We start from the raw sequence: 26,453 nt of genomic DNA, 5'->3' as shown, positions 1-26,453 counted from the left end.
AGGCATTTTTTCTGGCCAATCAGGCCGCCAGACCACGCCCGCGCAAGAGCGCCGCGACCCCCGGAAGCCGTCCACGGAACGCGGTATAAAGCTCTGCCGGGTCCGACGATCCGCCCTGCGACAGGATATGCCGCTCCAGCGCCCGCGCCTGATCGGCATCGAACGGCCCCTGCGCCTCCTCGAAGGCGGCGAAGGCATCGGCATCCATCACCTCGGACCACATGTAGCTATAATAGCCGCTGGAATAGCCGTCGCCCGAGAACACATGCGCGAAATGCGGGCTCGCGTGGCGCATCGTGATCGCGTGGGGCAGCCCCAACCGGTCCAGCGAATCGCGCTGCGCCGTCATCAGATCGTCGGGCGGCACGCCTTCGTGAAAGGTGAGATCGACCAGGGCCGAGGCCACGTACTCCACCGTCTGGAAGCCCATGTCATAGGTCGTCGCCTTGAGTAGCCGATCCAGCATCTCGGGCGGCATCGGCGCGCCGGTCTCGACATGGGTGGCGTAGCGTTCCAGCACCTCCGGCACCTCCAGCCAATGCTCATAGAGCTGGCTTGGAAGTTCCACGAAATCGCGCGCCACGGAGGTGCCCGACAGGCTCTCATAACTCACATCCGACAGCAGGTGATGCAGCGCGTGGCCGAATTCATGGAACAGCGTGCGCGCGTCGTCATAGCTCAGCAATGCCGGATCGCCCTTGGCGAAATTGCACACATTGATCACCACCGGCCCCTGCACCTTTGGCAGTTTGGCCTGCCCGCGCATCGACGAGCACCACGCGCCCGAGCGTTTGGAGCCGCGCGCGAAATAGTCCCCGATGAAGACCGCCACATGCCGCCCTTGCCGTGTCACCTCCCAGGCGCGGCAATCGGGGTGATAAAGCGCCACATCGAGCGGTTTGAATTCGAGGCCAAACAGCCGGTTGGCACAGCCGAACGCCGCCTCGATCATCGCGTCGAGCGAGAGATACGGCTTGAGCGCGGCCTCATCCAGATCATGCTCCGCCTGCCGCCGCTTCTCGGAATAATAGCGCCAGTCCCACGGCTCCAGATCGCCGTTGATCCCGTCTTCGCGCATCATCGTAGTGAGCTTGTCTGCATCGGCCTCGGCCTGCGCACGGGCCGGCTCCCACACCGCCATTAGAAGATCGCGCACAGCCTCTGGCGTCTTGGCCATCTCGGTTTCCAGCTTGTAGGCGGCAAAGCTCTCGTAGCCCAAAAGCGCCGCCCGCTCGGCCCGCAGACGCAATATCTCCTCGGCGATGGCGCGGTTGTCGGTCTCACCGCCCATGGCCCCGCGCGAGGTCCAGGCCTCAAACGCGCGGCGGCGCAAATCGCGGCGCAGAGAGAATTGCAGGAACGGCACGATCAGCGAACGCGACAGCGTGATCACGGGGCCATCCGCCGCCTTTTCCTGCCCCGCCGCGTGCGCCGACTGGATTACGAACTCCGGCAGCCCCTCCAGATCGGCCTCGGAGAGCTCGATATGCCAGCCCGCCTCATCTGCCAGCAGGTTCTGTGTGAACGCCGTGCCGAGTTCTGCCAGCCGTGCCATGATCGCGCGCATGCGTTTGTCCTGCTCTCCGGTCAGCGCCGCACCCGCCCGGCGAAAGGCGCGATGCGTCAGCATCAGGAGGCGCTGCTGCTCTGCCGTCAGGTCGAGCGTCTCGCGCGCCTGCCAGACCGCCTCAACCCGCGCGAAAAGCTGCTTGTTGCCATAAAGCTCCGAGGAATAGGCGGCCAGTTTCGGGCCAAAGTCGCGCTGCAATTCCTGCCGCCTCGGGTTGCTGTCCGCGCCCGCCACGGTGAAGAACACCGACAGCACCTTGTCGAGCGCGTCGCCTGACGCCTCCAGCGCCTCAATCGTGTTGGCGAAGGTCGGCGCGTCGGGATTGTCTGCAATCGCCGCCACCTCCGCTCGCGCCTCTTGCATCGCCGCGTCAAAGGCGGGGGCGAAATCTTCGTCCGAAATCGCGTCGAACGGGGCAAGGTTGAAGGGCGTGGCCCACTCAGCCAGCAACGGGTTGGTCATATCTTTCTCCTTTGTCGCCGCAGATCGGGCAATCGGCGCGGCGGTTGAGCGCGATCTTGCGGCTCTCGCCATAAAGCGCGTCGTAAATCAGCATCTCGCCGCGCAAGCACTGCCCCGCCCCGGTGATCAGTTTCACCGCCTCGGCGGCCATCATTGCGCCGACCACGCCGGGCAAGGGGCCAAGAACGCCCGCCTCGGCACAGGACGGCGCAAGACCGGGTGCGGGGGCCTCGGGAAAGATGCATTGATAGCAGGGCGCGCCATGGGCGGGGTCGAACACGCTCAACTGCCCCTCCCATTGCGACAGCGCGCCGGAAATCAGCGGTTTAGCCTGTGCCACGGCGGCGGCATTGGCCAGATAGCGCGTCTCGAAATTGTCGGTGCCGTCGAGGATCAGATCGTAGTCGGCAAAGAGATCTCCGGCGATCTTGGGCGACAGCCGCCGCCGGTAAGGGCGCACTAAGACATTGGGGTTCTGTGCCTGCATCGCCGCCATGGCCGACTGCACCTTGGGCAGGCCGATATCATCATCGCGGTGGATCACCTGCCGTTGCAGGTTGGAATTGTCGACCTCGTCATCGTCGATGACGCCGATGGTGCCGACCCCGGCCGCGGCCAGATACAAGAGCACCGGAGAACCGAGCCCCCCTGCCCCGATCACCAGCACCCGCGCCTGCTTGAGCGCCTTCTGCCCCGGCCCGCCGATCTCTCGCAGCACGATATGGCGGGCATAGCGGCCCAGTTCGGCCTCGGAAAAGAGCGGCTTGGGGCTGGTGTCCGCCTCGGCCTCAGCCTCGCGCCGCCCGGCCCGGGCCCGCAACCGCCGCAGCGCCGCACGATAGACCAGCACCAGCACCGCGGCGCCGCCGATCATCAGCCACAGCGCCGCTTTCTCGCCGGTGGCGAGCCGGATGGGGTGACCTGCGGGCAGGATCAGATGCGCCAGCGTGACCCCGGCCCAGAGCGCCGCGATCATGCCCCAGCGCAGCCGCCGAGGTGTGCCCATCGCCGCCCCGAGGCCCCAGAGCACCGCCGCCATCACCAGAACCAGCAGCATCAGCGCACACCCGTGGAGCCGAACCCACCGGCACCGCGCGCAGTGGCCTCAAGGCTTTCGACCGCCTCAAACCGGGCCTGCACCACCGGGGCGACCACCATCTGCGCGATGCGCGCGCCATGCTCAATCTCGAACGGCTCCTCGCCCGCATTCATCATGATCACCCCCAGGGGGCCGCGATAATCGCTGTCGATGGTGCCGGGGCTATTGGGCAGGGTGATCCCATATTTGAGCGCCAGCCCTGAACGGGGGCGCAGTTGCACCTCGTATCCCGCAGGCACCATCAGCCGCAGCCCCGTCGGCACCAGCGCCCGCGCCCCCGGCTCCAGCATCACTACGCCGCGATCCGGGAAATTCGCGCGCAGATCGGCCCCCGCCGCCCCGTCTGTCTCATAGGCAGGCAGGCCCAACGCGCGATCCGCTCCTTCCTCCCATTGAAACGCGACGGTCAGCATCCACGGTCCCTTTTCATCTTTCTAAAAATACTCAAAATCCTCAGGCCAGCGCCTGCGCGATGCGCTCGGCCAGTTGCCGCGCCACCTGATCCTTGCCCATGCGCGGCCAACTGTCCGCGCCCTCTTTGGTGATCAGGGTCACGGCATTCTCTGCGCCGCCCATGATCCCCGTGGCATGGCTCACGTCATTGGCGACGATCCAGTCACACCCTTTGCGCGCGCGCTTAGCGGTGGCAAGGTCCACCACGTCATGCGTCTCGGCGGCAAAGCCCACCACCAAGGCCGGGCGTCCCTCGGCCATCCGGCTCACCGTCGCCAGAATGTCCGGGTTCTCGGCAAATTCCAGCAGCGGCAACCCGCCCTCGGTCTTCTTCATCTTGCGGTCGCTTTCACTGGTCACGCGCCAATCAGCCACGGCGGCGGCGAACACGGCGGCATCGACGGGCAGCGCGCCTTCGACCGCCGCCAGCATTTCCTGCGCGGTCTCGACGCGGATCACCTCGACGCCCCCGGGCGGCGGCACGGTGGCGGGACCGGTGACAAAGACCACATCAGCCCCGAGCGCGGCCAAAGCCTGCGCTATCGCCGTGCCCTGCGCCCCCGAAGAGCGGTTGGCGATATAGCGCACCGGATCGATGGGCTCATGCGTCGGGCCGGACGTGACAAGCACGCGCCGCCCCTGCAGTGGCCCACCCGACAGCGCCGACCCGATTGCCGTTACGATTTCATGCACCTCGGCCATGCGACCGGGCCCATGCTCGCCGCAGGCCATGTCACCGTCATTGGGGCCGACAAAACCGATGCCGTCGGCCGTAAGCGTCTCCATATTGCGCTGCGTCGCCGGGTGCTGCCACATCCGCACATTCATCGCCGGGGCCAGCAGCACCGGCGTGTCGGTGGCCAGCATGAGGGTCGAGGCCAGATCATCCGCATGGCCCTGCGCCATCCTGGCCATCAGGTCGGCGGTGGCCGGGGCCACGACAATGAGATCGGCCGAGCGGCTGAGCTCGATATGCCCCATCTCGGCCTCGTCGGTCAGGTCGAAGAGGTCCGAGAAGATCTTGCGCCCGGACAGCGCCGACACCGATAGCGGCGTGACGAATTCCGATCCCGCCCGGGTCAGCACCGGCACCACCTCGGCGCCGCGCTCGCGCAGTCGCCGGATGAGGTCGAGCGACTTGTAGGCCGCGATTCCGCCGCCGATGATCAGAAGAATGCGTTTAGAGGCAAGCATGGGCGTTCCTTCCAGGGCCGCGCTGACAGTAGGGCGCGGGAGGCGCGCGTGCAAGGGCACGGGGCCGCTACTGAAATGCCGCGCAGGGGTCGGGGCGCTGGGCGGCGGGGGCGGATTTGACTGTGTCGAAGCCACCCTCCAGCGGGCGCCCGTCCTCAGTCTGTCCCAGGACCCAGACGTCGAGATCGGGGGCCACCTCGGCCAGCACCGCAGGCACGCCCCAGTCGCGGCGCGCATGGCCGTTTCCGGTGATCACCGCGACCGGCATGCCGGTTTCATCAAGCGCGCGGATCACCGCCCGTGCCAGCACCGCGTCACGCAGACGTTGGACGGCGACCATGCCGGGCAGCATCTCCTTGGGCAGCGCGTCGCAATGGGCGGACATCTGCATCGCTTCGCGGATGGCCTGCTCTGCCGGGTCGAGATCGCGGTGCAGGCCGTAGCGCGCGGCCTCGTCGCCGAATGCCTCCGCCGGGCCGATGTCAAACACCTCGCGCGCCACGGGACGTGGAACCAGCGCGCCGTAAATCGCCGCCTCGGGGGCTGCGGTGAAGATCGGATGATACATGGTGAAATCGGGCCAGCCGCTCTCGGCCCAGTCAAGCGCCTCACCCAGCGCCTCGGCATCGTCGCGCAATTCGGGGGTCACGCGCGCGACCTGTGGCTCGGTCAGCATTTCAAACACTATGGCCGAAGGTTGAAGGCGCGCCACCTGCGCGGCCTGTTCGGCGTGGTGGTCGGGATTGTCATGCACTTCGCCCAGTATCGCCACGTCCTGCGCCGCCACCGGAAGGGCGGCGCATAGTCCAATTGTCAGGGCAAGGGCGCGCAGGCTCATGCGAGCAGATTCTGCACCTCACCGCCGTGCTTTTCAAGGTGCTTGCGCATTTTCTGGAACGCCGCCGCCTCGAGTTGACGGACACGCTCTTTCGAGAGGCTCAACTCCTCGCCGAGGCTTTCCAGCGTGCGCGGCGCATCGCGTAGCTTGCGCTCGCGGACGATGAACCGCTCGCGCTCGTTGAGCTTACCCATCGCATCACCCAGCCAATCGCGCAGCGCCTGCAAATCGTGGTCTTTCTCGACAAGCTCGTCGCCGCGTGCGCCCTCATCCTCGATCGTGTCGATCCACTCGCGCCCCTCATCCTCCGACGATTGCGTGGCGTTAAGCGAGAAATCGGAGCCGGACAAGCGGCCTTCCATCATCTCCACATCGCGCAAGGGAACACCGACTTCATGCGCGATCATCTCGCGCAGCTGGTAGCCGTCAAGCTCCTCGCCATTTGCCATCGCCTCGCGCTCGATCCGCGCCTGAACCCGGCGCATGTTGAAAAACAGAGATTTCTGGCTGGAGGTTGAACCGGTGCGCACCATCGACCAGTTGCGCATCACGTAATCTTGGATGCTGGCCTTGATCCACCACACCGCGTAGGTCGAGAAGCGAACGCCCCGGTCAGGGTCGAACTTGTCGGCGGCTTTCATCAGGCCAAGCCCTGCCTCTTGGATGAGGTCGTTCATAGGCGCGCCATAGCGTCGGAACTTGGACGCCATCGAGATGGCGAGCCGCATGTATGCAGTGATCAGGCGGTGCAGGGCCGCCTCGTCACGGTGGTCGCGCCAAGCATAGGCGAGCGCGAGTTCGGTTTCGGCGTCCAGCATTTCTGCCTTCATCGCGGTGCGGGACATGTTGCTTTGCTGCGGTGCATCGAGTGGCATGTGATCCCCCTGTCATGCATCTGTTGCCGAAGTGGTCTTTCTGAGTATTTCACGAGGTGTTACGACGCCAGATGCGAACCGGATCAAAATAAGCGAGGTTTGAGAGTCATGTTACCGTCACTGACCCTGGTGCTCGGAGGCGCCGCGTCTGGCAAATCGGCCTATGCCGAGAGGCTGGTCATAGCGCATGGGGGGGCGCGCGTGTACCTCGCCACCGCCGAGGCCCATGACGCCGAGATGCGCGCCAAACTCGACCGGCACCGTGCCCGGCGCGGGCCCGACTGGCGCACCATCGAGGCCCCGCGTGATCCTGGCCCGGCGCTTGGGCAGGTGGGGCCGGAAGATGTCGTTCTGCTCGACTGCGCGACGATGTGGCTTTCCAATCACCTGTTGGACGAGGGCGATCTGACACAAGCCGAGGTGGCGCTTTTCCACGCGCTCGACACCTGCGCCGCGCCGGTCGTGGTGGTCTCGAACGAGGTCGGATTGTCGGTGGTGCCCGACAACGCCCTCGCCCGCCGTTTTCAGAATGCGCAGGGCGCGCTCAACCAGCACCTCGCGGCGCGCGCGGGGTTGGTGGTGAACGTGATCGCTGGGCTGCCGCAGGTGCTCAAGGGTGCGCTGCCATGAGCCGCTTTTTCTGGGTCCGGCACGGGCCGACACATGCCAAATCCATGGTCGGCTGGTCCGACATTCCCGCCGACCTGAGCGATACCGCGCAGCTGGCGCGGCTCTCGGCGCATCTGCCGGAGGGGGCTGTGATGGTCTCCTCCGATCTTGTCCGCGCACGCGCCACCGCAGATGCCATCGCCGGGCCACGCCTGCGCCTGGCCGACGAGCGTGACCTGCGTGAAATCCATTTCGGCGACTGGGAATTGCAGGGCTTCGACACGATCCCCGATCAGGATCACTTGCGTGCTTTCTGGGAACGTCCCGGTGATATTCGCCCTCCCGGCGGCGAAAGCTGGCACGACGTCTCGGCGCGCGTCTCGGGTGCCGTGGCACGCCTGCGCGCCGCCCATCCGGGGCGCGATATCGTCGCGGTGGCGCATATGGGCGCGATCCTTACGCAGGTTCAGGCGGCGCTCGGGATTAGTGCCTATGACGCCTTCGCCCACCGGATCGACAACCTGTCGGTGACAGAACTGCACTGGGAGGAGAGCGGCTGGCAGGCGCGCGGGATCAATCATCTTCCCTGAGAGGCCGTCGGTTCTCTGACCTGTTGCTGACCTGCAGTCGATGCAACGATGCTACTGCTGACCCTCGCCCAGAGACAGCGTATGCGCGCGCAGCCATTCCATAAAGCCGCGTGGATCGCTTTCGAGCATCTTCATCCTCTCGTCGCTGACCGGGGCACCCACCACCGGACGCTGGGGCCGGTTGCAGCTATGCACCACCTCGTGCAGCAAGAGGCCCTGCCGCAGGGTCGCCGAAACCCGGTTGGCCATCTGATACCAGCGCGAGTTCGATCTAGGAAAGAAGATCGGCACCACCCGCGCGCCGGACCGCCGGATCATTTGCGCGGTGAATACGTTCCACTCCCGCTCCACCGCCGGGCCGAACATGGTGTCCGAGGAGGCCACCACCCCCGAAGGAAAGACGCTGATCACGCCGCCTTCCTTGAGATGCGCCATCGCCTTGGCGCGCATTTCGACGGATTTTCGCTGCGCGTCGGGCTCGTGCGGGAACGGCACCGAGATCATGTAGGACGCCGCCACCTCGTCGATGCCGGTCAGCAGGGCGCGCGTCAGGATCTTGTAATCGCTGCGCCGCCGCCCGATCAGATCGGCCAGGATCATCCCGTCGACCAGCCCATGCGGATGATTGGCCACCACCACCACAGGACCGTCGGCGGGAATGTTCTGCACTTCCTCATCAGGGGTCAGCAGCGGAATCCCCATCGTATCGAGAGCGGCCCGCCAGAACGGCTGTCCGGTGGGGGCCCCGCGTTTCTCGAACTGGCGGATCATGCGGACGATGGTGATCTTGCCGGTCAGCCATTCCATCGACCGGATGATCGCCGATGTCATGGGCGAGTCGAAACTGTTGGCATAAGTCAGGCTGCGGCGGTCATACTTTGTGAATAGGACCGTTTCGCCGGCCTCGGTGCCGGTCTCGTTCTGCGCGTTGGTGCTCACTGCCCCGTCCCTGCTCCGCTCTTCATCCCCGCTTGGGGGGTCTCCCGCGCGTTCACATGTCCTCGCCGAAACGATCTGCGACCAGCGCCGCCATTGCATCGGCAAGCGGTTCCGCATCGGACCCGGCGATTTCGACGTCAATAGTGCTTCCTTTGGCCGCTGCCAACATCAAAAGCCCCATGATGCTGTCGCCCGATGCCGATTGCCCGTTATGCGACACCTCGGCGGTTGCGTCAAATCCCTCGACCACCTCGACCAGTTTGGCGGCGGCGCGGGCGTGCAGCCCCTTTTCGTTCACGATCTTCAACTGACGCGTGACCTTCTCCGTCATCTCGCCGCCCCTTCTTATTCCGTGGTCACATTGTGACTGTCGATATATTTGCGCCCCGCATCCAGCGCGGCGCGCACCGCCTCGGATACGCTCAGATGGCGGCTCTTAGCCAGCTTGATCAACATCGGCAGGTTCGCCCCGTAGAGAATCCGCCGATCATCGGGGCGGCAGGCGCGCAGCGACAGGTTTGACGGCGAGCCGCCAAAAATATCAGTGACCAGCACAACCCCGCCCCCGGTATCGACAGAATCCGCGGCAGCGCAGATTTCATCTTGCTTGAGCGCGCGGTCGTGATCGCCCTCGATAGTGATCGCGACAATACCGGATTGGCGGCCGACCACATGTTCGACCGCCCTCAGATATTCGCGGGCCAGCCCGCCATGCGCGACGATCACGATGCCGATCACGACTTGGGTCACTCCTCAGATGGGGGCGGCGCGGCCCGTTCAGGGCCGCGCCGCTCCAGTTCGCGATGCCTTATAGACACTTGCCAGCCGTCCTGCGCAAGGGTTGCCGCGAGGGTTTCTGCCATCGCCACGCTCCGATGCTGTCCGCCGGTGCAACCAAAACCGATGGCGAGATAGGCCTTGCCCTCGGCCTCGTAGGCGGGCAGCAACTCTTCGACCAGCGCGGTCACCTTGGCGCGAAAGCTCTCGAAACGCGGATCGGACCGCACGAAATCCGCCACCTCGGGCGCGCGCCCGTCGAAACCGCGCAGCGACGGCTCCCAATAGGGATTGTTCAGGAACCGGCAATCCAGCGCGATATCGAGCCCGCGCGGCAGGCCGCGCTTGTAGGAAAACGAATGCACCGATACGGCCAGCCGCACGGCACCGCGCGGGATGAACCAGCGTTCCAGGTCCGCGCGCAGATCATGCGGCGACATGTCGGATGTGTCGATCACCAGATCGGCGCGCGCGCGGACCGGCCCAAGCAGATCGAATTCCCGCGCGATGCCCAGTTCAGGACTTTCCGCAGGGGCAAGGGGATGGCGGCGACGGGTCTCGGAAAAGCGCCGTTGCAGCACCTCGGGTCGGCAATCGAGATACAGCACCTGCAAGGGCAGCCCGGCATGCCAGTCGCGCCGGTCGATCAACTCGATCAATGCATTGGTCGAGAAATCGCGGTTGCGTACATCAAGACCCAGCGCCAGCGGCTTGTCCGGCGGTGCGCTGCCCTCCAAAAGGCGGGGCAGCAGGCTTAGTGGCATGTTGTCGATCGCCTCGAACCCCATATCCTCGAGCGCCCGAATGGCGGTACTGCGTCCGGCCCCGGATGGGCCGGTCACCAAAACCAGCCGTGGGCGCCCATCCCCGGTCACGTCTGTTGCTTCTTTGTCCGCCTTGATGGTCATGCTGGCATCTGGCCTCAACTCATCGTTCCATACCTGAGATATAGCAGGATCGCGGCAGGAAAATGCGGATGCGGCGATTTTCCGAAGGACGGCAGGTACAGATCCATCACGGTTTCATGACGAAGGGGCGGCAACCGGTCGGTTTCATTGCGGTCCAGATCGACCACGCAGGCCACGGGCGCGGGCCCGGTCTGCGGCAGATGCAGGATGCCCAAGCCGCGCGCCTCGATCCGGCCACGGATCGTGTCGGGCGCATCGGCCATCAGCCGATCCCCGTCCCGCCAGAGCCGGGTACGATCATCGGCGACCAGCGTGGCCCCGAGCGCAATGAGTTGCAGCGCCAGCCCCGACTTACCCTGCCCCGCCGTACCGCGAATGAGCGCGGCGCGTCCCTCCAGCGCCACGCAGGTGGCATGAACGACACTCTCTTGCGCGGGCGCGTGGGTGGTCACCGGATCAGACCGGCAGGCCCACGACAAAGCGCGCGCCGAGCGGATCGGAGGTTGCATCGGCATGGGTGGGGCGAATGTTCTCGGCCCAGATCACACCGTCATGCGCCTCGACGATCTGCTTGGAAATCGCAAGGCCCAGCCCTGAATTGTTGCCGAAATCGCCCTCGGGCCGCTCTGAGTAGAAGCGTTGAAACACCTTTTCCAGCGCCTGATCCGGAATGCCGGGACCGGTATCTTCGACCACGACCAGCACCCGGTTGGCGCGCCGCCGGGCCCAGACCCGGATCGCGTCACCCTCTTCGCAGAAACTGATCGCATTGGTGATCAAATTGACGAACACCTGCGCCAGTCGCGCCTCGAGCCCGGTGATGACAATGGGCTGCTCGGGGAAATCGGTGATGAAATCGACGCCCTTCTTCTCGGCCTCTTCGCCCAGATACTGACCCAGATTGCGCAGCATCGTCAGCAGGTCGAACGCTTCCTGCTCTTCCTTGACCAGTTCACTGTCCAGCCGCGATGCGTTGGAAATGTCGCTCACCAGGCGGTCGAGACGGCGCACGTCATGTTCAATCACCTCCAATAGGCGCTCGCGCTGATCCTCGCGCTTGGCGATACGCATCGTGCCCACCGCCGAGCGCAGGCTCGCCAGCGGGTTCTTGATCTCATGCGCCACGTCGGCGGCGAACTGCTCGTTGCTCTCGATCCTGTGGTAAAGCGCGCCGACCATGCCCCGGAGCGCGCCCGAGAGACGCCCGATCTCGTCGGGCCGCGCGGTGAGGTCGGGAATGCGGATGCGCCCGCCCGCGCCCTTCTGGCGATTGCGTTCGCGCCCGATCTCGGCGGCTGCGGCCAGATCGGCCAACGGGTTCGAGATGGTCGAGGCGAGGATCAGGCTGAGCCCAACCGAAATCAGCGTGGCGATCAGGAACATCTGCAAGACGCGCTCGCGCTCTATCCGCGCGAGCTTGTCGATCTCGCCCGAAGCATTGGCCAGCGCCACCACCGCAACCGGAGTATTGCCCTGCAAAACCGGGGCCGCCGCCGACAGGATCGTGCCGCTCGGCCCGGCGGCACTGCGCACCTGCACACCGTCGGCCACCGCCGAGTCGACCATGTCGCGCACCATGTCCTCAAGGCTGCGCACGGCGTCGGCGTCAGTACCGCCCGAGAACGGGGCCGACATCCAGTCCCAGAACCGTCCGAGGAAATCCGTCATCGGCGTCGCCGGCAGCGCGCGCTCTGCGTCGGGGCGTGCCACGTCGCCGGATTTTTGCCCTAACAGCATGCCGGTGCGATCAAACAGCAACAACTCGGTGCCGGTCTCGACATTGAGGCGCGCCAGCGTGTCCTCCACATCAAGCCCGTCGCCGGTGGCGAAATTGACCGGTGCGGTCGCCGGCAGCCGCGCCTCGACCACGTCCGACATCAGCGACGCGCTCTGCGTGAGGCTGTCGACGCGCTGTCGGACCATCGTGTCATGCGACCCGCTGAGATAGAGGATGCCCACGACCAGCACGTTGAGCGCGATGAGGTTGAAGGTGACGATCTTGCGCGTCAGCGAGGATTCGCGCAGCGATAGAAAGCCGCGCCGCGCGCGCCGCGCGGTCAGTTCGGCCTCATCGACACGGTCGGGGGCCACGAAATCATCCCCAAGGACGAGATCGCTGTCTTTTCGCGGCGGCAAATCGCGCACGTCTATCCCCTCGGCAAGGGTCATTATTCTTCGTTGTACCGATATCCGATACCATAAAGCGTCTCGATCGCCGAGAATTCGGCATCGACCACGCGCAATTTCTTGCGCAGACGTTTGATATGGCTGTCGATGGTGCGGTCGTCGACATAGACCTGATCGTCATAGGCCACATCCATCAGCTGATCGCGGCTCTTGACGAAACCGGGGCGCTGCGCGAGGGCCTGCAACAGCAGGAATTCGGTCACCGTCAGCGACACGTCCTGCCCTTTCCAGCTGACCGCGTGGCGCAGCGGGTCCATCCGCAGATAGCCACGCTCGATCACCTTGGTCTCTTCGGTTTCGGCCACGACCTCGCCGTTCTGCGCATCCTGACGCCGCAGAAGGGCGCGGATGCGCTCCACCAGAAGCCGTTGGGAAAACGGCTTTTTCACGTAATCGTCGGCCCCCATGCGCAGGCCAAGAACCTCGTCGATCTCGTCGTCCTTGGAAGTCAGGAAGATCACCGGCATCTGCGATTTCTGGCGCAGACGCTGCAACAGGTCCATCCCGTCCATCCGCGGCATCTTGATGTCGAGCACGGCCATGTCCGGCAATTTCTTGCTGAACGCGTCGAAGGCCTGTTGCCCGTCATTATATGTTTCTACCTCGAACCCTTCGGCCTCGAGTGTCATGGCTACGGATGTCAGAATATTCCTGTCATCGTCCACACCCGCATTCCCCAAGTAAATCTGTGATTTCGCTGTCCTGAACTCGTTATTTCCTATATAAATCATAGTGTTGATGGCTGAGAGGGACGTGTTTTATGGATCACCCAGAGGGTGCGAGTTCGGATCGGGGTGATCGGGTCGATTTCGACCGCCGCGTGCGGCTGGAGTTCCGGGGTGCGCAGATCAGTTCGGACGGCGGCTTGCTGGTGATGCGCGAGCTCGATGACGCGCTCGGGCTGTCGGGCCTTGCGTCAGAGGCGCTACGCGATAACCGCACCGGCAAGAACACCGTCCATCGGCTCGACGGGCTGTTCCGGCAGTCAGTGTTCGGGCGGCTGGCCGGATACGAGGACGTCAACGATGCCGACCGTCTCGCGCTCGATCCCGTGATGCGTCAGGTTGTCGGTGGTCGGGCTGTCGATACACAGGCTGCCTCGGCCTCGCAAATGGGGCGGTTCGAGACCGAGACGCTGGCCTTGGCTGAGAACCGGGCGGCGTTGGCAGACCTGAACGGCCAATGGATCGACCGCTTCCACGACCGCAACGGGCTGAAGTATATCGTGCTGGACATGGACAGCTCTGTCAGCCCCACCCATGGCGACCAGGAGGGCTCGGCCTGGAACGGGCATTTTGACTGCACCTGCTATCACCCAAACTTCCTGTTCAACCAGTTCGGCATGCTGGAGCGCTGTGCCCTGCGCAATGGCAACGTCCACAGTGCTGACGGCTGGCAGGATGTGCTCGATCCTGTCATCGCCCGATATGCCAAGCGCGACCTCATGCGCTTCTTCCGTGCCGACGCCGCCTATGCGATCCCTGCGATCTACGCGCGGCTGGAAGAGACGGGCTATTTCTACACCATCCGGTTGCCCTCCAATGCAGTGCTCAAGGAGAAGATCGCGCATCAACTGGCCCGGCCTGTGGGGCGTCCGTCGCTGACCAAGGTCAAGCGCATCTACGAGGACATCGAGTATCAGGCGCAAAGCTGGGATAAGCCACGCCGGGTGATCGCCAAGATCGAATGGCATCCGGGCGAGCTGTTCCCAAAAGTCGGCTTCATCGTCACCAATATGCCGATGGACCCGGACTGGGTGGTGCGCTTCTACAACCAGCGTGGCACCGCCGAGCAGCATATCAAGGAAGGCAAATACGCCTTCCGCTGGACGCGGCTGTCATGCAAGCGGTTTCGTGACAACGAGGTCCGGCTGCAACTGCACGCCCTTGCCTACAACTTGGCAACGTTCCTGCGCTGCATCGAGCTCCCAGAGGCCATGGCTGACTGGTCGCTGACATCCCTCCAGCTCAAGCTGATCAAGATGGGGGCCCGCGTCGTGCGTCACGCCCGCGCCATCACCTTCCAGCTTGCCGAAGTCGCGGTCACCGGCCCGATGGTCCGCGCCATTCTTGCCGCGATCCACCGATTGCGAGCGCCACCCTCATGCGCGTGAAAAAAACCAGGCCCAAACCGAACGAAAGCGGCTGGACAGGTCCGCCTGCCGCGCTGAAAAACGCAGTCGTTGCCGCAGGATGACGCCGGTTCACGGCCCGATCCGCCCAAATCGGCGTCCTCGCACGGCAGTCGCGGCCATCACGAGCACAATACGCTTGACCCACTGGGCCCTGTCAGGCAATTTTCGCTTCAAGCGGCAGGCCATTTGGGGAATGTCGGCCACAAGGGCGATCCTGGACATTGTTTTATTCCTTATTGCTGCTCAGATTACCTGCATTTTTTGTGCCATTATGTGCCGTTTCCCACTGCGTTATCAATCCAAAACTGCGAATCACCGGTGTCGCGCCATCCCATTGGGGCAAAAAATTGTTGCGAATGGCTAAATTGACTCACTTTTCCCCGAGAGCGCGACCCGCGTTTTCGCAAACATCCACGTGGTTGCGCTAACTTGACGTTGGTTGCGCTAACTGCGTGAAACCGTCCTGTTATTTTACGGAAACGTCATGTTAAGAGGCGCGCAGCCGGGCAAGGTGCCCGACCGGCGCCGCCCGCCGGCGCCCCCTCTCTGATCCCGCGTTTCCGCGGATTCGACGAACAGGAGCAAGGCAACATGACATTCGGACGGGTCAACCCGCAATTCCGGCTGGAAGATCAAGGCATCACCGGGCTGGGCAATGTCTATTACAACCTCATCGAACCGGCGCTGATCGAGGCCGCGCTCAAGCGCGGCGAAGGCACCCTCGGCAATGGCGGCGCATTCCTCGTGACCACCGGCACGTTCACCGGCCGCTCGCCCAAGGACAAGCATATCGTCAAGACCGACAACGTCGCGGACAGCATCTGGTGGGAGAATAACGCCGCCATGTCGGCGCAGGGGTTCGATGCGCTCCATGACGACATGCTGGCCTATATGAAGGACGGCGACTATTACGTGCAGGACCTCGTTGGCGGGGCCGACCCCGCGCATTCGATCAACGTGCGGATGATCTCGGAGCTGGCCTGGCACAGCCTGTTCAACCGCACCATGCTGCGCCGTCCCGAGCGCGAGACGCTCGACAGTTTCATCGCCGATTTCACGCTGATCAACTGCCCCGGCTTCAAGGCCGACCCCGCCAAGCATGACTGCCGGAGCGAAACCGTCATCGCGATGAATTTCGAGCGCAAGATGATACTCGTGGGGGGCACCGAATACGCTGGCGAGAACAAGAAGTCCGTGTTCACCCTGCTTAACTACCTGCTGCCGGAAAAGGGCATCATGCCGATGCACTGCTCGGCCAACCATGCCAAGGGCAACCCGGTCGATACCGCCGTATTCTTCGGCCTGTCGGGCACCGGCAAGACGACGCTTTCGGCCGATCCCGCGCGCACGCTGATCGGCGATGACGAGCATGGCTGGTCGGATCGCGGCACCTTCAATTTCGAGGGTGGCTGCTATGCCAAGACGATCAACCTCGATCCGGATGCAGAGCCTGAAATCTATGCCACCACGTCGAAATTCGGCACGGTGGTCGAGAACATGGTGTTCGACGAGGACACGCTCGAACTCGACTTCGCGGATGACAGCCTTACTGCGAACATGCGCTGCGCCTACCCGCTGCATTATATCTCCAACGCATCGGAGACGGCGCTTGGCGGACATCCCAAGAACATCATCATGCTGACATGCGACGCCTTCGGCGTGCTGCCGCCCATCGCGCGGCTGACACCGGCGCAGGCGATGTATCACTTCCTTTCGGGCTTCACCTCCAAGGTGGCAGGCACGGAGCGCGGCGTGACCGAACCCGAGCCCACCTTCTCCACCTGCTTTGGCGCACCCTTCATGCCGCGCCGCCCCGAGGCCTATGGCAACCTGCTGAAAGCCAAGATCGCCAAGCATGGCGCGACCTGCTGGCTGGTCAATACCGGCTGGACCGGCGGCGCCTACGGCACCGGCTCGCGCATGCCCATCCAGGCGACGCGCGCGCTGCTGACCGCAGCACTCGACGGGCCGCTCGGCGATGTGGAATTCCGCAAGGACGAGAATTTCGGCTTTGACGTGCCGGTGGCCGTGCCGGACGTGGCCGAAGTGCTGCTCGACCCGCGCCGCACTTGGGACGACCCGGCGGCCTATGACCGCCAGGCCGCCAAGCTGGTGCAGATGTTCGCCGACAATTTTGCGCAATACGTCCCGTTCATCGACGAGGACGTCAAGGCAGCGGCCATCGGCTGATCGATATGGCCCCGGGTTATCGACCCGGGGCCAGATCCGCAGGAAAAAAAGAATGCGCCCCGGCATCACAGCGGGGCGCATTTCCTTTAATCTAAGAAAACCCTCAGCGCTTGCGGTCGCGCCGGTTCGACATCGGCTGGAACGCGACGCCGACATGCGCCTCGCAATAGGGCTTGCCCGCCTGAACCGGCAAGCCACAGAACCAGAAATCCTCAGTCGCGGGATCGCCCACCGGCCATTTGCAGGTGCGTTCGGTCAGTTCCATCAAAGTCAACCGCTTGGCCTTCTTCTCGATCTCGCTCACCTTGGCGAGCGCCTCGGGATCGATCTCGTTGGCCGAGGGCTGCGGCGGCAGGGGCTGGCCTGCCGGGATGATCGCCTTGATGCGCGAGACCGGGGCCGGGGCCGCCTCTGCCGGGGCCTCGGGCTTGGCGGCGGGTTTCGGCGCAGTCTTGGGGGCAGGCTTCGGCGCGGGCTTGGGCTTGGCCTCGGCGGCAGGCGCGGGCTTCGCCTCACTCGCCGCACCCGATGCACCAGAGCCATTGCGATTGGACAGGCCGAGGCGATGCACCTTGCCGATCACCGCGTTGCGCGTCACACCGCCCAACTCCTTCGCGATCTGGCTGGCGGATTGCCCCTCGCCCCACATCTTCTTCAACAGATCTACGCGTTCGTCATTCCACGACATCGGGGCTTCCTTGCATCAGGTCTTGCATCTAACGGCATCAAAAGGCGGCCCGGCCATTGGCCCGCCGCCTTGTCATTCGGATCGATGGCCTATTCTAATCACTGGTGTGTGAGTTACAAGGCATCGAATCGTCCACGCGCCCATCCACGCGCAGTTTTCACGCCAAACCGACAGGCAGGGAGCCCCCATGAGAGACCACGCGACACAGACAGCCACCACCGGCCTTGCCGAGATGGGCACCCGCCGCTTTGGCCGGGTCAACTGGCTGGGCTTGATGACGCTGGCCGAGCGCGAAAACCGCCGCTTTCTCGCGGTCTGGACACAGACGCTGCTGGCCCCGCTGATCACGGCGGGCCTGTTCATGGTGATCTTCTCCATCGCCATCGGGCCGCGCCGGGGTGACGTGATGGGTGTGGATTTCACCACCTTCATCGCGCCGGGCATCCTGATGATGACGGTGATCCAAAACGCGTTTGCCAATACCTCGTCCTCGATCGTGATCTCGAAGGTGCAGGGCAATATCGTCGACACGCTGATGCCGCCGCTGTCGGGCGGAGAACTGGTGCTGGGCTATCTTGCCGGGGGCGTCGGGCGCGGTGTGTTCGTGGCGCTCGCGATCAGTGCAGGGCTGTTCGCGGTACTCGGCATTGTCCCGGCGCACCCGGTCTGGGCGTTGATCTTCGTGCTGCTTGGCGCGACCTTCATGAGCGGGGTCGGCATCGTCGCGGGGATTTTCGCGAACAAGTTCGACCAGATGGCGGCGATCACCAACTTCGTGGTGACACCGCTGGCGTTCCTGTCGGGCACCTTCTACTCGGTCGAGGCATTGCCGCCGGGCCTCTATTCGATCACCCATTTCAACCCGGTCTTCTACCTGATCGACGGGGTGCGCTTCGGGGTGATCGGCGTCTCGGACAGCGCGCCGATGCTGGGCCTTGCGGTCGGTGCGGGCTCCACACTCGCCGTCAGCCTTCTGGCATGGTGGATGCTGGCACGGGGCTACCGGCTCAAGGCGTGATGTAGATGCGGGCTTCCGCGCGTGCCTGCCAGTAACAACAGCGGCAGCATGGCAAGGCCTAGGGCCCCCAATCCGCCGCCACCGTCATCAGCATCGTCCACCGCCGCAGCGGTGCTCTCGTCCTCGGATGGCGGCCCTTGCGCAGGCAGCACCGGCAGGCCCAGCAAGATCGCCTCGCCCTGATCCGCGCTCTCGTCAGGGCCGGTTTCTTCGCCACTCATCAGGAATGACAACAGGTCCGGCTCTGCCGCCTCGGCTTGCGGTGTGCCCTCTATCGTCAACTCCCCGATCACCGGATCAAGCTTCTCCGATACCCCGGCCAGCGCCTCGGCGGTCTCGTCAAACGTGCCATCGGCCCCCAGACGGTCTCCGGTGGCAAGGATGTTTCCGCCGAAATGCGCCGAGGTATAGGCGTTCTGCGCGATCTCTTCGAGGGCAAGATTGAACGTCATCCCGACACTCCACTTCCATAGAGCCCGGCACCGGCAACGCACGGCGCGAGGGTGCGATCCTTCTGGATAGCAAAATCCCATTTGATGTGATTATTCACGTTATTTAGGGCAAAACTTTAGTGGAAAGCAACTATTTTTCACGCATAACGGGAAGAATATAACATTGCTCGCCCCTTGGGTCAGGGCGCGCAAGGTTTGAAAAAGGGTGTTTCAGACGAGTCTCGGGCCCGAACCGGGCGCAGCGCATCAGGCGCAGACGCGTTCCGCCTGCTCGGCATAGGCGGTGTAGACGCGCCAGAACCGTTCGTCGCCGGGACGGTCCGATTGCCGGATTTCCTGCGCGGCATGCGGGTCGCGGTAAAAGCTGACGGCGCGGCGCTGATCTCGTCCGCTCAACGTATCGTTGGCCACTGCCTGAATACAGCCGCAGAGCGCGCGCGAGCGTGCCTTGCGATCCGATTGCAGGCAGGCATCCGAAACCGGCCCCGAGGCCATGGGCCGCGCCGCGCGGACGTCGCCGCCAAACCGGTTCGCACCGCCACAGCCCGATACGCCGAAGATCATGAGTAGAATAAAGACCTGTTTCATCGCCCGTGCCTCTTGGACTTGTGTTACGCGTCTCTTTCCGAGACATTTAACCGACTGCCATCATTGTAGCATCGCGCATGATTTTTCAATTCACTTACCACCCAGTGATTGCAGCAGATGTAGCAAAACCGGATCCGACTCTTATCTGAACCCGAGGCAAGTGTATGGAATTCAATCTTTCTACCCTCCTCGTCCTCGCTTGTCTCGCGTTGATGCTGCAACCGCTTTTAACCGGGCGGATGTTCACCCTGCGTCGCGCCCGGGCCATCCGTGGCATCGAGAAACGCCGTCGCAGCCGGGTCATCACCATGATCAATCGGCCGGAAAAGCGCAGCCTGTTCGGCTTCAACATGTCCAACATGATTGGGCTGGAGGATGCCCGTTCCATCATTTCCGCGATCAAGGCCACGCCGCGCGACATACCAATCGACCTCGTGCTGCACACCCCCGGCGGCCTCGTGCTCGCCGATGTGAGCGAAAAGGCCAGCGCGCAGGTCAAGCGCGGCGCGGTCGAGTTCCTGCCCTTCGACCCGCCGGGGTGCCGCATGGGCTGAACAAGCGGCAACAGGCGAGTCCGCGATCACCCCAAACCTTCTTGACAGATTGCTAAAGAATATGAACATGAATTCAGCTTCATAAATTATCGTGCCCCCATGCCCCCGTCTCACAGCTATCCGCAGACCCTTGCCGACGAGGCCATCCACCTCCCCAAGGGCCAACGCACCGCGCAGGCCATCCGGATCGCCACCTGCCATCTGCTAGAAACGTGCGCACCGCAGGATCTGACCATCGCCGCCATCTGCCGCGAGGCGGGCGTGGCCAATGGTACGTTCTACCTCTACTTTTCCGATCAGGCGGATTTGCTCGACGATCTTCTGCAAGGCTTCGCGAATTTCCTGCAGATCCACATGATCGACGCGGGCCGCACCAAACCCGACGCGCCCATGCGCGCCGCAACGCAAGCCTATGTCACCCTCTTCGAAGACAATCGCGGGCTTATGAAATGCCTTATCCACCACCTTGACGCGTTTCCGGCGGCGCGCGCGGCGTTTCACCGGCTCAACCGCGACTGGATCGCCACCGTGGTCAGGGCTACCCACCGCCGCCACGCCCGCGACGGGTTTGACACGCTGCCCGAGGCCGAACTCACCCGCCGCGCCTATGCGCTTGGCGGCATGACTGATCACTACCTCTCCAGCCTGCATCTCTCGGGCGAGCCGGGGCTGATTGCGGTCTCATCCGACCGCGCGGCAGTCATCACCACGCTCACCACCCTCTGGGAAAGGGGATTGCAGCCATGAGCCTTCTCGACCAAGCCGAATTCGCCGGCCCTGACCGCCTGCGCGCCCATCAGTCCGCCGCCTGGGCCACTCAGGCCGGTTACGTCGCCCGCCATTCGGGCTTTTACCGAGACCTGTGGGAGGGCGCCGCGCCGCCCGCTGATCTGACCAATCTGCCCGCCCTGCCCCTCTCGGACAAGGCGCAACTGCGCTTGGCACAGGCTGAACACCCGCCCTTTGGCAATTACATGGCCGCGCCCCGCCGCGACGCGGTGCGCCTGCACCGCACCTCGGGCACCACCGGGCAGGCGATGAACCTCGCGCTCTCGGCGCGCGACTGCGCGGTGACCGAGGCCGTAGGCGGGCGCTGTCAATCCGCCGCCGGGCTGACGCCAGATCACACGGTGGTGCATTGCCTCAACTACCAAATGTGGATGGGCGGGCTGACCGATCACATGACGCTACAGGCCACCGGCGCGCTGGTGGTGCCCTTCGGCACCGGATCAACCGAGTTGCTGGTGCGCACCATCCGCGAGGTGGGGATCACCGCGATCTCCTGCACGCCGTCTTATCCGTCAGTGCTGGAGCGTGTCATCGCAGAGCGTTTCCCCGATCTCAGCCCTCGTGATCTCGGCCTGAAACTGGGGCTGTTCGGCGGCGAGGCAGGGCTTGACGACCCGGCCTTCCGCGCCCGCCTGAAGGACGTCTGGGGGATGGAGCCGCGCAACGCCAATTACGGCGTCTCGGACGTGTTCTGCAATTTCGCGGCGCAATGCGAGCATGATAAGCGCCTGCATTTCATGGGGGCAGACGTGCTCTGGCCCGAACTGATCGAGCCCGAGAACGGCGCTCCCCTGCCCCTCACCGCAGGACAGACCGGCGAACTGGTGCTCACCCACCTCCTGCGCGACTGCCAGCCGCTGGTGCGCTTTCGCAGCGGCGACATCATCACCGTGGACGAGACCGCCCCCTGCAGCTGCGGGCGCACGGGGTTTCGGTTTCGCGTGGTAGGTCGCTCGGATGACATGGTGGTGGTGCGAGGCCTCAACCTATTCCCCACCATGGTCGCTGCCATCCTCAACCGGTTCTCGACGCTCTCGGGCGACTACCGCATATCGCTCGACACGCCCCCGCCCCATGACAGCCTGCCGGTCGCGGCGGAACTGGCCAAGGGGCAGGACGCCGCACCGGGGCTGGCCGAAGAGGTGGCGCAGGCCATCAAGCGCGACCTCGGCGCAACCGCCCGGGTGACGCTGGTGCCGCACGGCACCTTCCCGCTGACCGAGGGCAAGACGAGCCGCGTGCAAAGGACATACCCATGACCGACTTCACCTATGGCACCGTGCTGAGCGCGTTGCACGAGGGCGCCGTGCGCCGCATCACCCTCAACCGTCCCGACCGGCTCAACGCGATGAACCGGGCGCTGATCGACGACGTGGCCCGCGCCTTCGACGCCGCCAATGCCGACCCGGGCACCCGCGCCATAGTGTTCACCGGCGCGGGCAAGGCGTTCTGCGCAGGCGACGACCGGCAAGATCATGTTCACCCCGGCTCGGAGGCGGAGGCACGCGATCTGGTGCTGGCGATCCAGCGCGCGACGCTTGCGATCGCATTCGGGCCGAAGCCCGTGGTCGGCGCGATCAATGGCTGGGCGGTGGGCGGTGGCTTTGAATGGGCGATCAACTGCGATTTCCCGATCTGGGCCGACAGCGCGCGCGGCTTTTTCCCCGAGGTGTCACTCAACCTCTTCGTGACCGGCGGGGTGACAGCGCTCTTGCCCGCGCTCGTCGGACTGGCTCGGGCACGCGAGATGCTCACCTTCGGCGACCGCTACGACGCGGCGACGCTGCACGACATGGGGCTGGCATGGAAAACCGCGCCCGACGGTGACCTGCTAGAGACAGCCCACGCCACCGCCCGCCGCCTGGCCGAACTGCCGCCGCTCTCGGTGCGGGCGATGAAACGGGTGCTGGGCGCCACCGCAACCCCCGACCTGCGCCGCGCCATGGACCGCGAGACCGAGGCCACCATCGCAGGCTTCATGGACCCCGAAACCACGCGCCGCCTCAGCGATTTTTAGATGGCGACTGCGCTTTCCCTTGGCAACGCGACAGGCTAGAACCGTGCCATGACATGGACCTTGCCGAATATCCTGACCATGCTGCGCCTGCTGGCGGCCCCCGCCGTGGCGGTGATGTTCCTCTATTTCACCCGGCCCTATGCCGACTGGTTTGCGCTCGTCCTGTTCGTCAGCGCAGCCATCACGGACTGGTTCGACGGCTATCTCGCGCGCAGCTGGAAACAGGTCACCAAGATCGGCACGATGCTCGACCCGATCGCCGACAAGGCGATGGTAGTGATCGCGCTGATGGTGATCGTCGGATATTCCTCGATGTCGCCCTGGCTGGTGCTGCCGGCCACGGTTATTTTGTTCCGCGAGGTTTTCGTCTCGGGCCTGCGTGAATATCTTGGGGATACGGCGGGTACGCTCAAGGTCACGCAACTGGCCAAGTGGAAGACCACCGCGCAGATGGTCGCCATCGCGGTGCTCTTTGCGCAGGGCGTGTTCGAGCATTATTTCGGCATGTCGACCTTCGGCATGGATAACCAGATCGTGGCGGACATTCTCGGCGGGCGCACCGAAGACCTTCACGGTCTGTGGTGGAAATATCACGGCATGGTCTGGGCCGGGCATCTGGGCATCTGGCTGCTGTGGCTGGCCGCCGCGCTGACACTGATCACGGGTGCGGATTACCTGCGCAAATCCGTGCCGCATCTGAAGGATGAACACTGATGGATGTGCTTTATTTCGCATGGGTGCGCGAACGCATCGGCCACCCCAAGGACCGGGTGGACAGCACCCCCGCAACGGTGATGGACCTGATCGAGGAGTTGTGCGCGCGCGAAGAGCGTTATGCCGTCGCCTTCTCCGACCTCACGGCGCTGCGCGTCGCGGTCGATCAGGAGTTGCGGGATTTCGACGCGCCGCTTTCCGGCGCGCGCGAAGTGGCGTTCTTTCCGCCGATGACCGGAGGCTGAACCGATGGATATCCGTGTGCAGGAGGCACCGTTCGATCTCGGGGTCGAGGCCAATGCCTTTGCCGCGCGCCAGAGCGGTATGGGCGCGGTCGTGACCTTCACCGGCATCGTCCGCGACCTTGGCGGCGATCTTTCCGCGATGGAGATTGAGCATTACCCCGGCATGACCGAAAAAGCCCTGCACGCCATCGCCGACGAGGCGGCAAACCGCTGGCAGATCGGCGATGCGCTGATCCTGCACCGCCATGGCCGCCTTGCCCCCGACGAGATGATCATGATGGTCGCCACCGCCTCGCGCCATCGCGCCGACGCCTTTCAGGCTGCCGAGTTCCTCATGGATTTCCTCAAGTCCCGCGCCCCCTTCTGGAAGAAGGAAGTGACGGACGCGGGGGCCGACTGGGTCGCGGCCCGCACAGAGGACGAAGACGCGCTCACCCGCTGGTAGGGTGCATGCGCGCTGATCAGACGCGCCGCCGCCACATGCTCAGGCCCCGCGCACCGTGTCGATCATCAGTTGCACATTGTCCGGATCGGCATCCGGCGTGATCCCGTGTCCGAGGTTGAAGATATGCGGCCCGTTCTTCAGCGCCTCGACGATTTTGCGGGTCTCGCGCACCAGATCGTCGCCTCCCGTCACCATATGCGAGGATTTCAGATTCCCCTGCACGCAGCCATCGGGCTGTACATGTTCCGCCACCCACGCGGCGGTCACGGAATCGTCCACGGCCACGCAATCGGCCCCGGAATTCTCGTGAAATCCGATATACTTGTCCCCCGCCTGACGCGGGAAGGCGATGACCGGAATGCCCGGATGCCGCGCCTTCAATTCCGCGATGATGCGCTTGGTCGGCGCCAGGGCGTACCGGTCGAAATCCTCGCCCTTGAGCGAGCCCGCCCAACTGTCGAAGATTTTCACCACCTCCGCCCCGGCCTCGATCTGGCTTGACAGATACTCGATGGTGCCTTCGGTCAGCCGGTCGATGATCGCTTCAAAAACCGGCTTGTTTTCCGCCTTGAGCGCATGCGCGGGACCCTGATCCGGCGTGCCCTTGCCCGCGATCATGTAGGTCGCCACCGTCCATGGTGCCCCGGCAAAGCCGATCAGCGTCACGTCCTTTGGCAATTCTCCCGCCAGATTGCGCACCGTTTGATAGATCGGGTTCAATGTCTCGTGGATGTCCTCGACCGGTTTCAGCTTGTCGAACCCGGCCTGATCCGTGATCGTCGAGAGGCGCGGCCCCTCACCCGTGACGAACCACAGATCCGCGCCAAGCGCCTGCGGCAAAAGCAGAATATCGGCAAACAGGATCGCCGCATCGAACCCGTAGCGCCGGATCGGTTGCAGCGTCACCTCGGTCGCAAGATCACTGTTGTAACACAGTGACAGGAAATCCCCGGCCTGTGCCCGCGTCGCGCGGTATTCCGGCAGGTAACGCCCCGCCTGCCGCATCATCCAAATGGGCGGGGTGGGCAATGTCTCGCCCGAAAGGGCGCGCAGAATGGTCTTTTGAGCGGGCATGAAATCCTCCGTTTTAAGTCTCGTCGCCGCCCCCGCCCCCGATGTCAAGCATCTCGCCGCTTGTCACCTTCCTTTGTCGCGTCTAAACCTTCGTCATGACACGTGAATTGCCCACCCCGACCAAACCGTTCAAGATCGGCACACGCGGCTCTCCGCTGGCGCTCGCGCAGGCGCACGAGACCCGCGCGCGGCTACAGGCCGCCTTTGATCTGCCCGAGGATGCCTTTGAAATCTCGGTTATAAAGACGACCGGCGACCGGATCATCGACCGCCCGCTGAAGGAGATCGGCGGCAAGGGGCTGTTCACCCGCGAGATCGAGGAGGCGCTCTTGTCCGGCGAGATCGACATCGCCGTGCATTCGATGAAGGACATGCCGGTGCTGCAACCCGGGGGGCTTTTGCTCGACACCTACCTGCCGCGCGAGGATGTGCGCGACGCCTTCGTGTCGCCCCACGCGCCCGCGCTTGCCGATCTGCCAGCGGGCGCCAGGGTCGGCACCTCGTCGCTGCGCCGCCGGGCACAGGTTCTGGTCGCCTACCCTCATCTGGAGGTGGTCGAATTTCGCGGCAACGTGCAGACGCGGTTGAAGAAACTCGACGACGGTGTTGCCGCCTGCACCTTCCTCGCCATGGCAGGTCTGAACCGGCTGGACCGTGCCGATGTGGCGACGGCGGCGATTGCCCCCGAGGTGATGCTACCTGCCGTGGCGCAAGGGGCCATCGGGATCGAGCGGCGCGCCGACGACCACCGCGCCGCCGAGATGCTGAGCGCGCTGCACGACACAGAAACCGGCCAGCGCCTCGCCGCCGAACGCGCCTTTCTCGAGGCCCTTGACGGGTCTTGCGAGACGCCCATTGCGGGGCTTGCGGAGCTTTCGGGCGGCACGCTGCGCCTGCGCGGCGAGATCCTGCGCCCCGATGGCAGCGAATGCCTGAGCGACGACCAGAGCGCGCCGATTGAAGATGGCGCGGAACTGGGCCGCGCGATGGCCGCCAAGCTGCTGTCGCAGGCCGGCGAAGGGTTCTTCGACTGGCGCGAGTGAG

General features: G+C 64.4%; 30 protein-coding genes. 13 read left to right on the top strand and 17 right to left on the bottom strand.

Annotated elements, in window-relative coordinates; genetic code table 11:
- Positions 1 to 19 precede the first annotated feature (19 nt).
- The 6 genes from PVU19_RS03770 to PVU19_RS03745 all read right to left on the bottom strand — a co-directional run bounded on the left by PVU19_RS03770 (position 20) and on the right by PVU19_RS03745 (position 6,491).
- Positions 20 to 2,032: a M3 family metallopeptidase gene (locus tag PVU19_RS03770; RefSeq protein WP_050663500.1), complete on the bottom strand. Its 2,013-nt coding sequence runs from the start codon at positions 2,030 to 2,032 to the stop codon at positions 20 to 22.
- On the bottom strand, positions 2,010 to 3,089 hold the full coding sequence (locus PVU19_RS03765) for a HesA/MoeB/ThiF family protein (protein WP_050663501.1): 1,080 nt from the start codon (positions 3,087 to 3,089) through the stop codon (positions 2,010 to 2,012). Before PVU19_RS03765 ends, PVU19_RS03770 begins: the two co-directional genes overlap by 23 nt.
- Positions 3,089 to 3,544 carry a dUTP diphosphatase gene (gene dut / locus PVU19_RS03760; protein ID WP_050663502.1) on the bottom strand — a complete coding sequence of 152 codons (456 nt, stop codon included), beginning with the start codon at positions 3,542 to 3,544 and terminating at the stop codon, positions 3,089 to 3,091. Before dut ends, PVU19_RS03765 begins: the two co-directional genes overlap by 1 nt.
- Positions 3,545 to 3,584: 40 nt before the next feature.
- Positions 3,585 to 4,778, bottom strand: coding sequence for a bifunctional phosphopantothenoylcysteine decarboxylase/phosphopantothenate--cysteine ligase CoaBC (coaBC, locus tag PVU19_RS03755; protein ID WP_050663503.1), 1,194 nt, complete (start codon positions 4,776 to 4,778; stop codon positions 3,585 to 3,587).
- 67 nt (positions 4,779 to 4,845) lie between these two features.
- Entirely contained in the window at positions 4,846 to 5,616 is a 771-nt protein-coding gene (locus tag PVU19_RS03750; protein ID WP_050663504.1) for a ChaN family lipoprotein, read from the bottom strand.
- Entirely contained in the window at positions 5,613 to 6,491 is an 879-nt protein-coding gene (locus tag PVU19_RS03745; protein WP_074785847.1) for an RNA polymerase factor sigma-32, read from the bottom strand. The genes PVU19_RS03750 and PVU19_RS03745 overlap by 4 nt, the downstream gene beginning before the upstream one ends.
- A 108-nt stretch (positions 6,492 to 6,599) precedes the next feature.
- Between PVU19_RS03745 and cobU the strand changes: the two genes are divergently transcribed.
- Both cobU and PVU19_RS03735 read left to right on the top strand, forming a co-directional pair.
- A complete protein-coding gene (gene cobU / locus PVU19_RS03740) occupies positions 6,600 to 7,121 on the top strand; it encodes a bifunctional adenosylcobinamide kinase/adenosylcobinamide-phosphate guanylyltransferase (RefSeq protein ID WP_050663505.1) in 522 nt (173 codons plus the stop codon).
- The gene (locus PVU19_RS03735; RefSeq protein WP_050663506.1) at positions 7,118 to 7,690 is read left to right on the top strand and encodes a histidine phosphatase family protein; all 573 of its coding nucleotides are present in this window, start codon (positions 7,118 to 7,120) and stop codon (positions 7,688 to 7,690) included. Before cobU ends, PVU19_RS03735 begins: the two co-directional genes overlap by 4 nt.
- A gap of 51 nt (positions 7,691 to 7,741) precedes the next feature.
- On the opposite strand, the gene PVU19_RS03730 is transcribed toward PVU19_RS03735, so the two are convergent.
- From PVU19_RS03730 to PVU19_RS03700, 7 genes are read right to left on the bottom strand one after another with little or no spacing between them, the layout of a single operon-like run.
- Positions 7,742 to 8,629 (bottom strand): lysophospholipid acyltransferase family protein, encoded by an 888-nt coding sequence (locus tag PVU19_RS03730; RefSeq protein WP_050663507.1) that lies wholly within the window; start codon positions 8,627 to 8,629, stop codon positions 7,742 to 7,744.
- A 52-nt stretch (positions 8,630 to 8,681) separates the two neighbouring features.
- Positions 8,682 to 8,960, bottom strand: coding sequence for an HPr family phosphocarrier protein (locus PVU19_RS03725; RefSeq protein ID WP_050663508.1), 279 nt, complete (start codon positions 8,958 to 8,960; stop codon positions 8,682 to 8,684).
- A 14-nt stretch (positions 8,961 to 8,974) separates the two neighbouring features.
- Positions 8,975 to 9,367 carry a PTS sugar transporter subunit IIA gene (locus PVU19_RS03720; RefSeq protein WP_050663515.1) on the bottom strand — a complete coding sequence of 131 codons (393 nt, stop codon included), beginning with the start codon at positions 9,365 to 9,367 and terminating at the stop codon, positions 8,975 to 8,977.
- A gap of 8 nt (positions 9,368 to 9,375) precedes the next feature.
- Positions 9,376 to 10,314, bottom strand: a complete 939-nt coding sequence (gene rapZ / locus PVU19_RS03715) for an RNase adapter RapZ (protein WP_050663509.1) — start codon at positions 10,312 to 10,314, stop codon at positions 9,376 to 9,378.
- Positions 10,315 to 10,328: 14 nt separating this feature from the next.
- Positions 10,329 to 10,766 carry an HPr kinase/phosphorylase gene (locus PVU19_RS03710; protein ID WP_050663510.1) on the bottom strand — a complete coding sequence of 146 codons (438 nt, stop codon included), beginning with the start codon at positions 10,764 to 10,766 and terminating at the stop codon, positions 10,329 to 10,331.
- A gap of 4 nt (positions 10,767 to 10,770) precedes the next feature.
- A complete protein-coding gene (locus PVU19_RS03705) occupies positions 10,771 to 12,483 on the bottom strand; it encodes a sensor histidine kinase (protein ID WP_050663511.1) in 1,713 nt (570 codons plus the stop codon).
- Positions 12,483 to 13,130, bottom strand: coding sequence for a response regulator transcription factor (locus PVU19_RS03700; RefSeq protein WP_235575860.1), 648 nt, complete (start codon positions 13,128 to 13,130; stop codon positions 12,483 to 12,485). The genes PVU19_RS03705 and PVU19_RS03700 overlap by 1 nt, the downstream gene beginning before the upstream one ends.
- A 131-nt stretch (positions 13,131 to 13,261) precedes the next feature.
- Here PVU19_RS03700 and PVU19_RS03695 point away from each other — a divergent pair, with 131 nt between their 5' ends.
- Both PVU19_RS03695 and PVU19_RS03690 read left to right on the top strand, forming a co-directional pair.
- Positions 13,262 to 14,614 carry an IS1380 family transposase gene (locus PVU19_RS03695; RefSeq protein WP_274789781.1) on the top strand — a complete coding sequence of 451 codons (1,353 nt, stop codon included), beginning with the start codon at positions 13,262 to 13,264 and terminating at the stop codon, positions 14,612 to 14,614.
- 612 nt (positions 14,615 to 15,226) lie between these two features.
- Positions 15,227 to 16,825, top strand: coding sequence for a phosphoenolpyruvate carboxykinase (locus tag PVU19_RS03690; RefSeq protein ID WP_050663182.1), 1,599 nt, complete (start codon positions 15,227 to 15,229; stop codon positions 16,823 to 16,825).
- A gap of 103 nt (positions 16,826 to 16,928) precedes the next feature.
- Here the strand turns inward: PVU19_RS03690 and PVU19_RS03685 are convergent, their stop codons facing one another.
- The gene (locus PVU19_RS03685; protein ID WP_050663181.1) at positions 16,929 to 17,513 is read right to left on the bottom strand and encodes a GcrA family cell cycle regulator; all 585 of its coding nucleotides are present in this window, start codon (positions 17,511 to 17,513) and stop codon (positions 16,929 to 16,931) included.
- Between the two features lie 187 nt (positions 17,514 to 17,700).
- Here PVU19_RS03685 and PVU19_RS03680 point away from each other — a divergent pair, with 187 nt between their 5' ends.
- Positions 17,701 to 18,531 carry an ABC transporter permease gene (locus PVU19_RS03680; protein WP_050663180.1) on the top strand — a complete coding sequence of 277 codons (831 nt, stop codon included), beginning with the start codon at positions 17,701 to 17,703 and terminating at the stop codon, positions 18,529 to 18,531.
- Here PVU19_RS03680 and PVU19_RS03675 read toward each other — a convergent pair.
- Together PVU19_RS03675 and PVU19_RS03670 are read right to left on the bottom strand one after the other, a co-directional pair.
- Positions 18,513 to 18,983: a hypothetical protein gene (locus tag PVU19_RS03675; RefSeq protein ID WP_050663179.1), complete on the bottom strand. Its 471-nt coding sequence runs from the start codon at positions 18,981 to 18,983 to the stop codon at positions 18,513 to 18,515. The two genes, PVU19_RS03680 and PVU19_RS03675, sit on opposite strands and share 19 nt — an antisense overlap.
- A gap of 246 nt (positions 18,984 to 19,229) precedes the next feature.
- Positions 19,230 to 19,571, bottom strand: coding sequence for a hypothetical protein (locus tag PVU19_RS03670; protein ID WP_050663178.1), 342 nt, complete (start codon positions 19,569 to 19,571; stop codon positions 19,230 to 19,232).
- Between the two features lie 212 nt (positions 19,572 to 19,783).
- Between PVU19_RS03670 and PVU19_RS03665 the strand changes: the two genes are divergently transcribed.
- The 7 genes from PVU19_RS03665 to PVU19_RS03635 all read left to right on the top strand — a co-directional run bounded on the left by PVU19_RS03665 (position 19,784) and on the right by PVU19_RS03635 (position 24,335).
- Positions 19,784 to 20,125, top strand: coding sequence for an SDH family Clp fold serine proteinase (locus PVU19_RS03665; RefSeq protein ID WP_235575842.1), 342 nt, complete (start codon positions 19,784 to 19,786; stop codon positions 20,123 to 20,125).
- 99 nt (positions 20,126 to 20,224) lie between these two features.
- Positions 20,225 to 20,872 (top strand): TetR/AcrR family transcriptional regulator, encoded by a 648-nt coding sequence (locus PVU19_RS03660; RefSeq protein ID WP_050663177.1) that lies wholly within the window; start codon positions 20,225 to 20,227, stop codon positions 20,870 to 20,872.
- Positions 20,869 to 22,173: a phenylacetate--CoA ligase family protein gene (locus PVU19_RS03655; RefSeq protein ID WP_050663176.1), complete on the top strand. Its 1,305-nt coding sequence runs from the start codon at positions 20,869 to 20,871 to the stop codon at positions 22,171 to 22,173. The genes PVU19_RS03660 and PVU19_RS03655 overlap by 4 nt, the downstream gene beginning before the upstream one ends.
- On the top strand, positions 22,170 to 22,931 hold the full coding sequence (locus PVU19_RS03650) for an enoyl-CoA hydratase/isomerase family protein (protein ID WP_050663175.1): 762 nt from the start codon (positions 22,170 to 22,172) through the stop codon (positions 22,929 to 22,931). Before PVU19_RS03655 ends, PVU19_RS03650 begins: the two co-directional genes overlap by 4 nt.
- A 48-nt stretch (positions 22,932 to 22,979) precedes the next feature.
- On the top strand, positions 22,980 to 23,645 hold the full coding sequence (gene pgsA / locus PVU19_RS03645) for a CDP-diacylglycerol--glycerol-3-phosphate 3-phosphatidyltransferase (RefSeq protein WP_050663174.1): 666 nt from the start codon (positions 22,980 to 22,982) through the stop codon (positions 23,643 to 23,645).
- The gene (gene moaD / locus PVU19_RS03640) at positions 23,645 to 23,890 is read left to right on the top strand and encodes a molybdopterin converting factor subunit 1 (protein ID WP_050663173.1); all 246 of its coding nucleotides are present in this window, start codon (positions 23,645 to 23,647) and stop codon (positions 23,888 to 23,890) included. Before pgsA ends, moaD begins: the two co-directional genes overlap by 1 nt.
- 4 nt (positions 23,891 to 23,894) lie before the next feature.
- The gene (locus PVU19_RS03635) at positions 23,895 to 24,335 is read left to right on the top strand and encodes a molybdenum cofactor biosynthesis protein MoaE (protein ID WP_050663172.1); all 441 of its coding nucleotides are present in this window, start codon (positions 23,895 to 23,897) and stop codon (positions 24,333 to 24,335) included.
- A 39-nt stretch (positions 24,336 to 24,374) separates the two neighbouring features.
- On the opposite strand, the gene hemE is transcribed toward PVU19_RS03635, so the two are convergent.
- Positions 24,375 to 25,409: a uroporphyrinogen decarboxylase gene (gene hemE, locus PVU19_RS03630; protein ID WP_050663171.1), complete on the bottom strand. Its 1,035-nt coding sequence runs from the start codon at positions 25,407 to 25,409 to the stop codon at positions 24,375 to 24,377.
- Positions 25,410 to 25,504: 95 nt separating this feature from the next.
- On the opposite strand from hemE, the gene hemC reads away from it, so the two are divergent.
- On the top strand, positions 25,505 to 26,452 hold the full coding sequence (gene hemC / locus PVU19_RS03625) for a hydroxymethylbilane synthase (RefSeq protein WP_050663170.1): 948 nt from the start codon (positions 25,505 to 25,507) through the stop codon (positions 26,450 to 26,452).
- Position 26,453 lies beyond the last annotated feature (1 nt).

The organism is Roseovarius tolerans (assembly GCF_028885395.1).
GTDB lineage: Bacteria > Pseudomonadota > Alphaproteobacteria > Rhodobacterales > Rhodobacteraceae > Roseovarius > Roseovarius tolerans.
The sequence above is the reverse complement of the archived record's forward strand: the minus strand, read 5'-3'. Positions and strand labels throughout refer to the sequence as shown.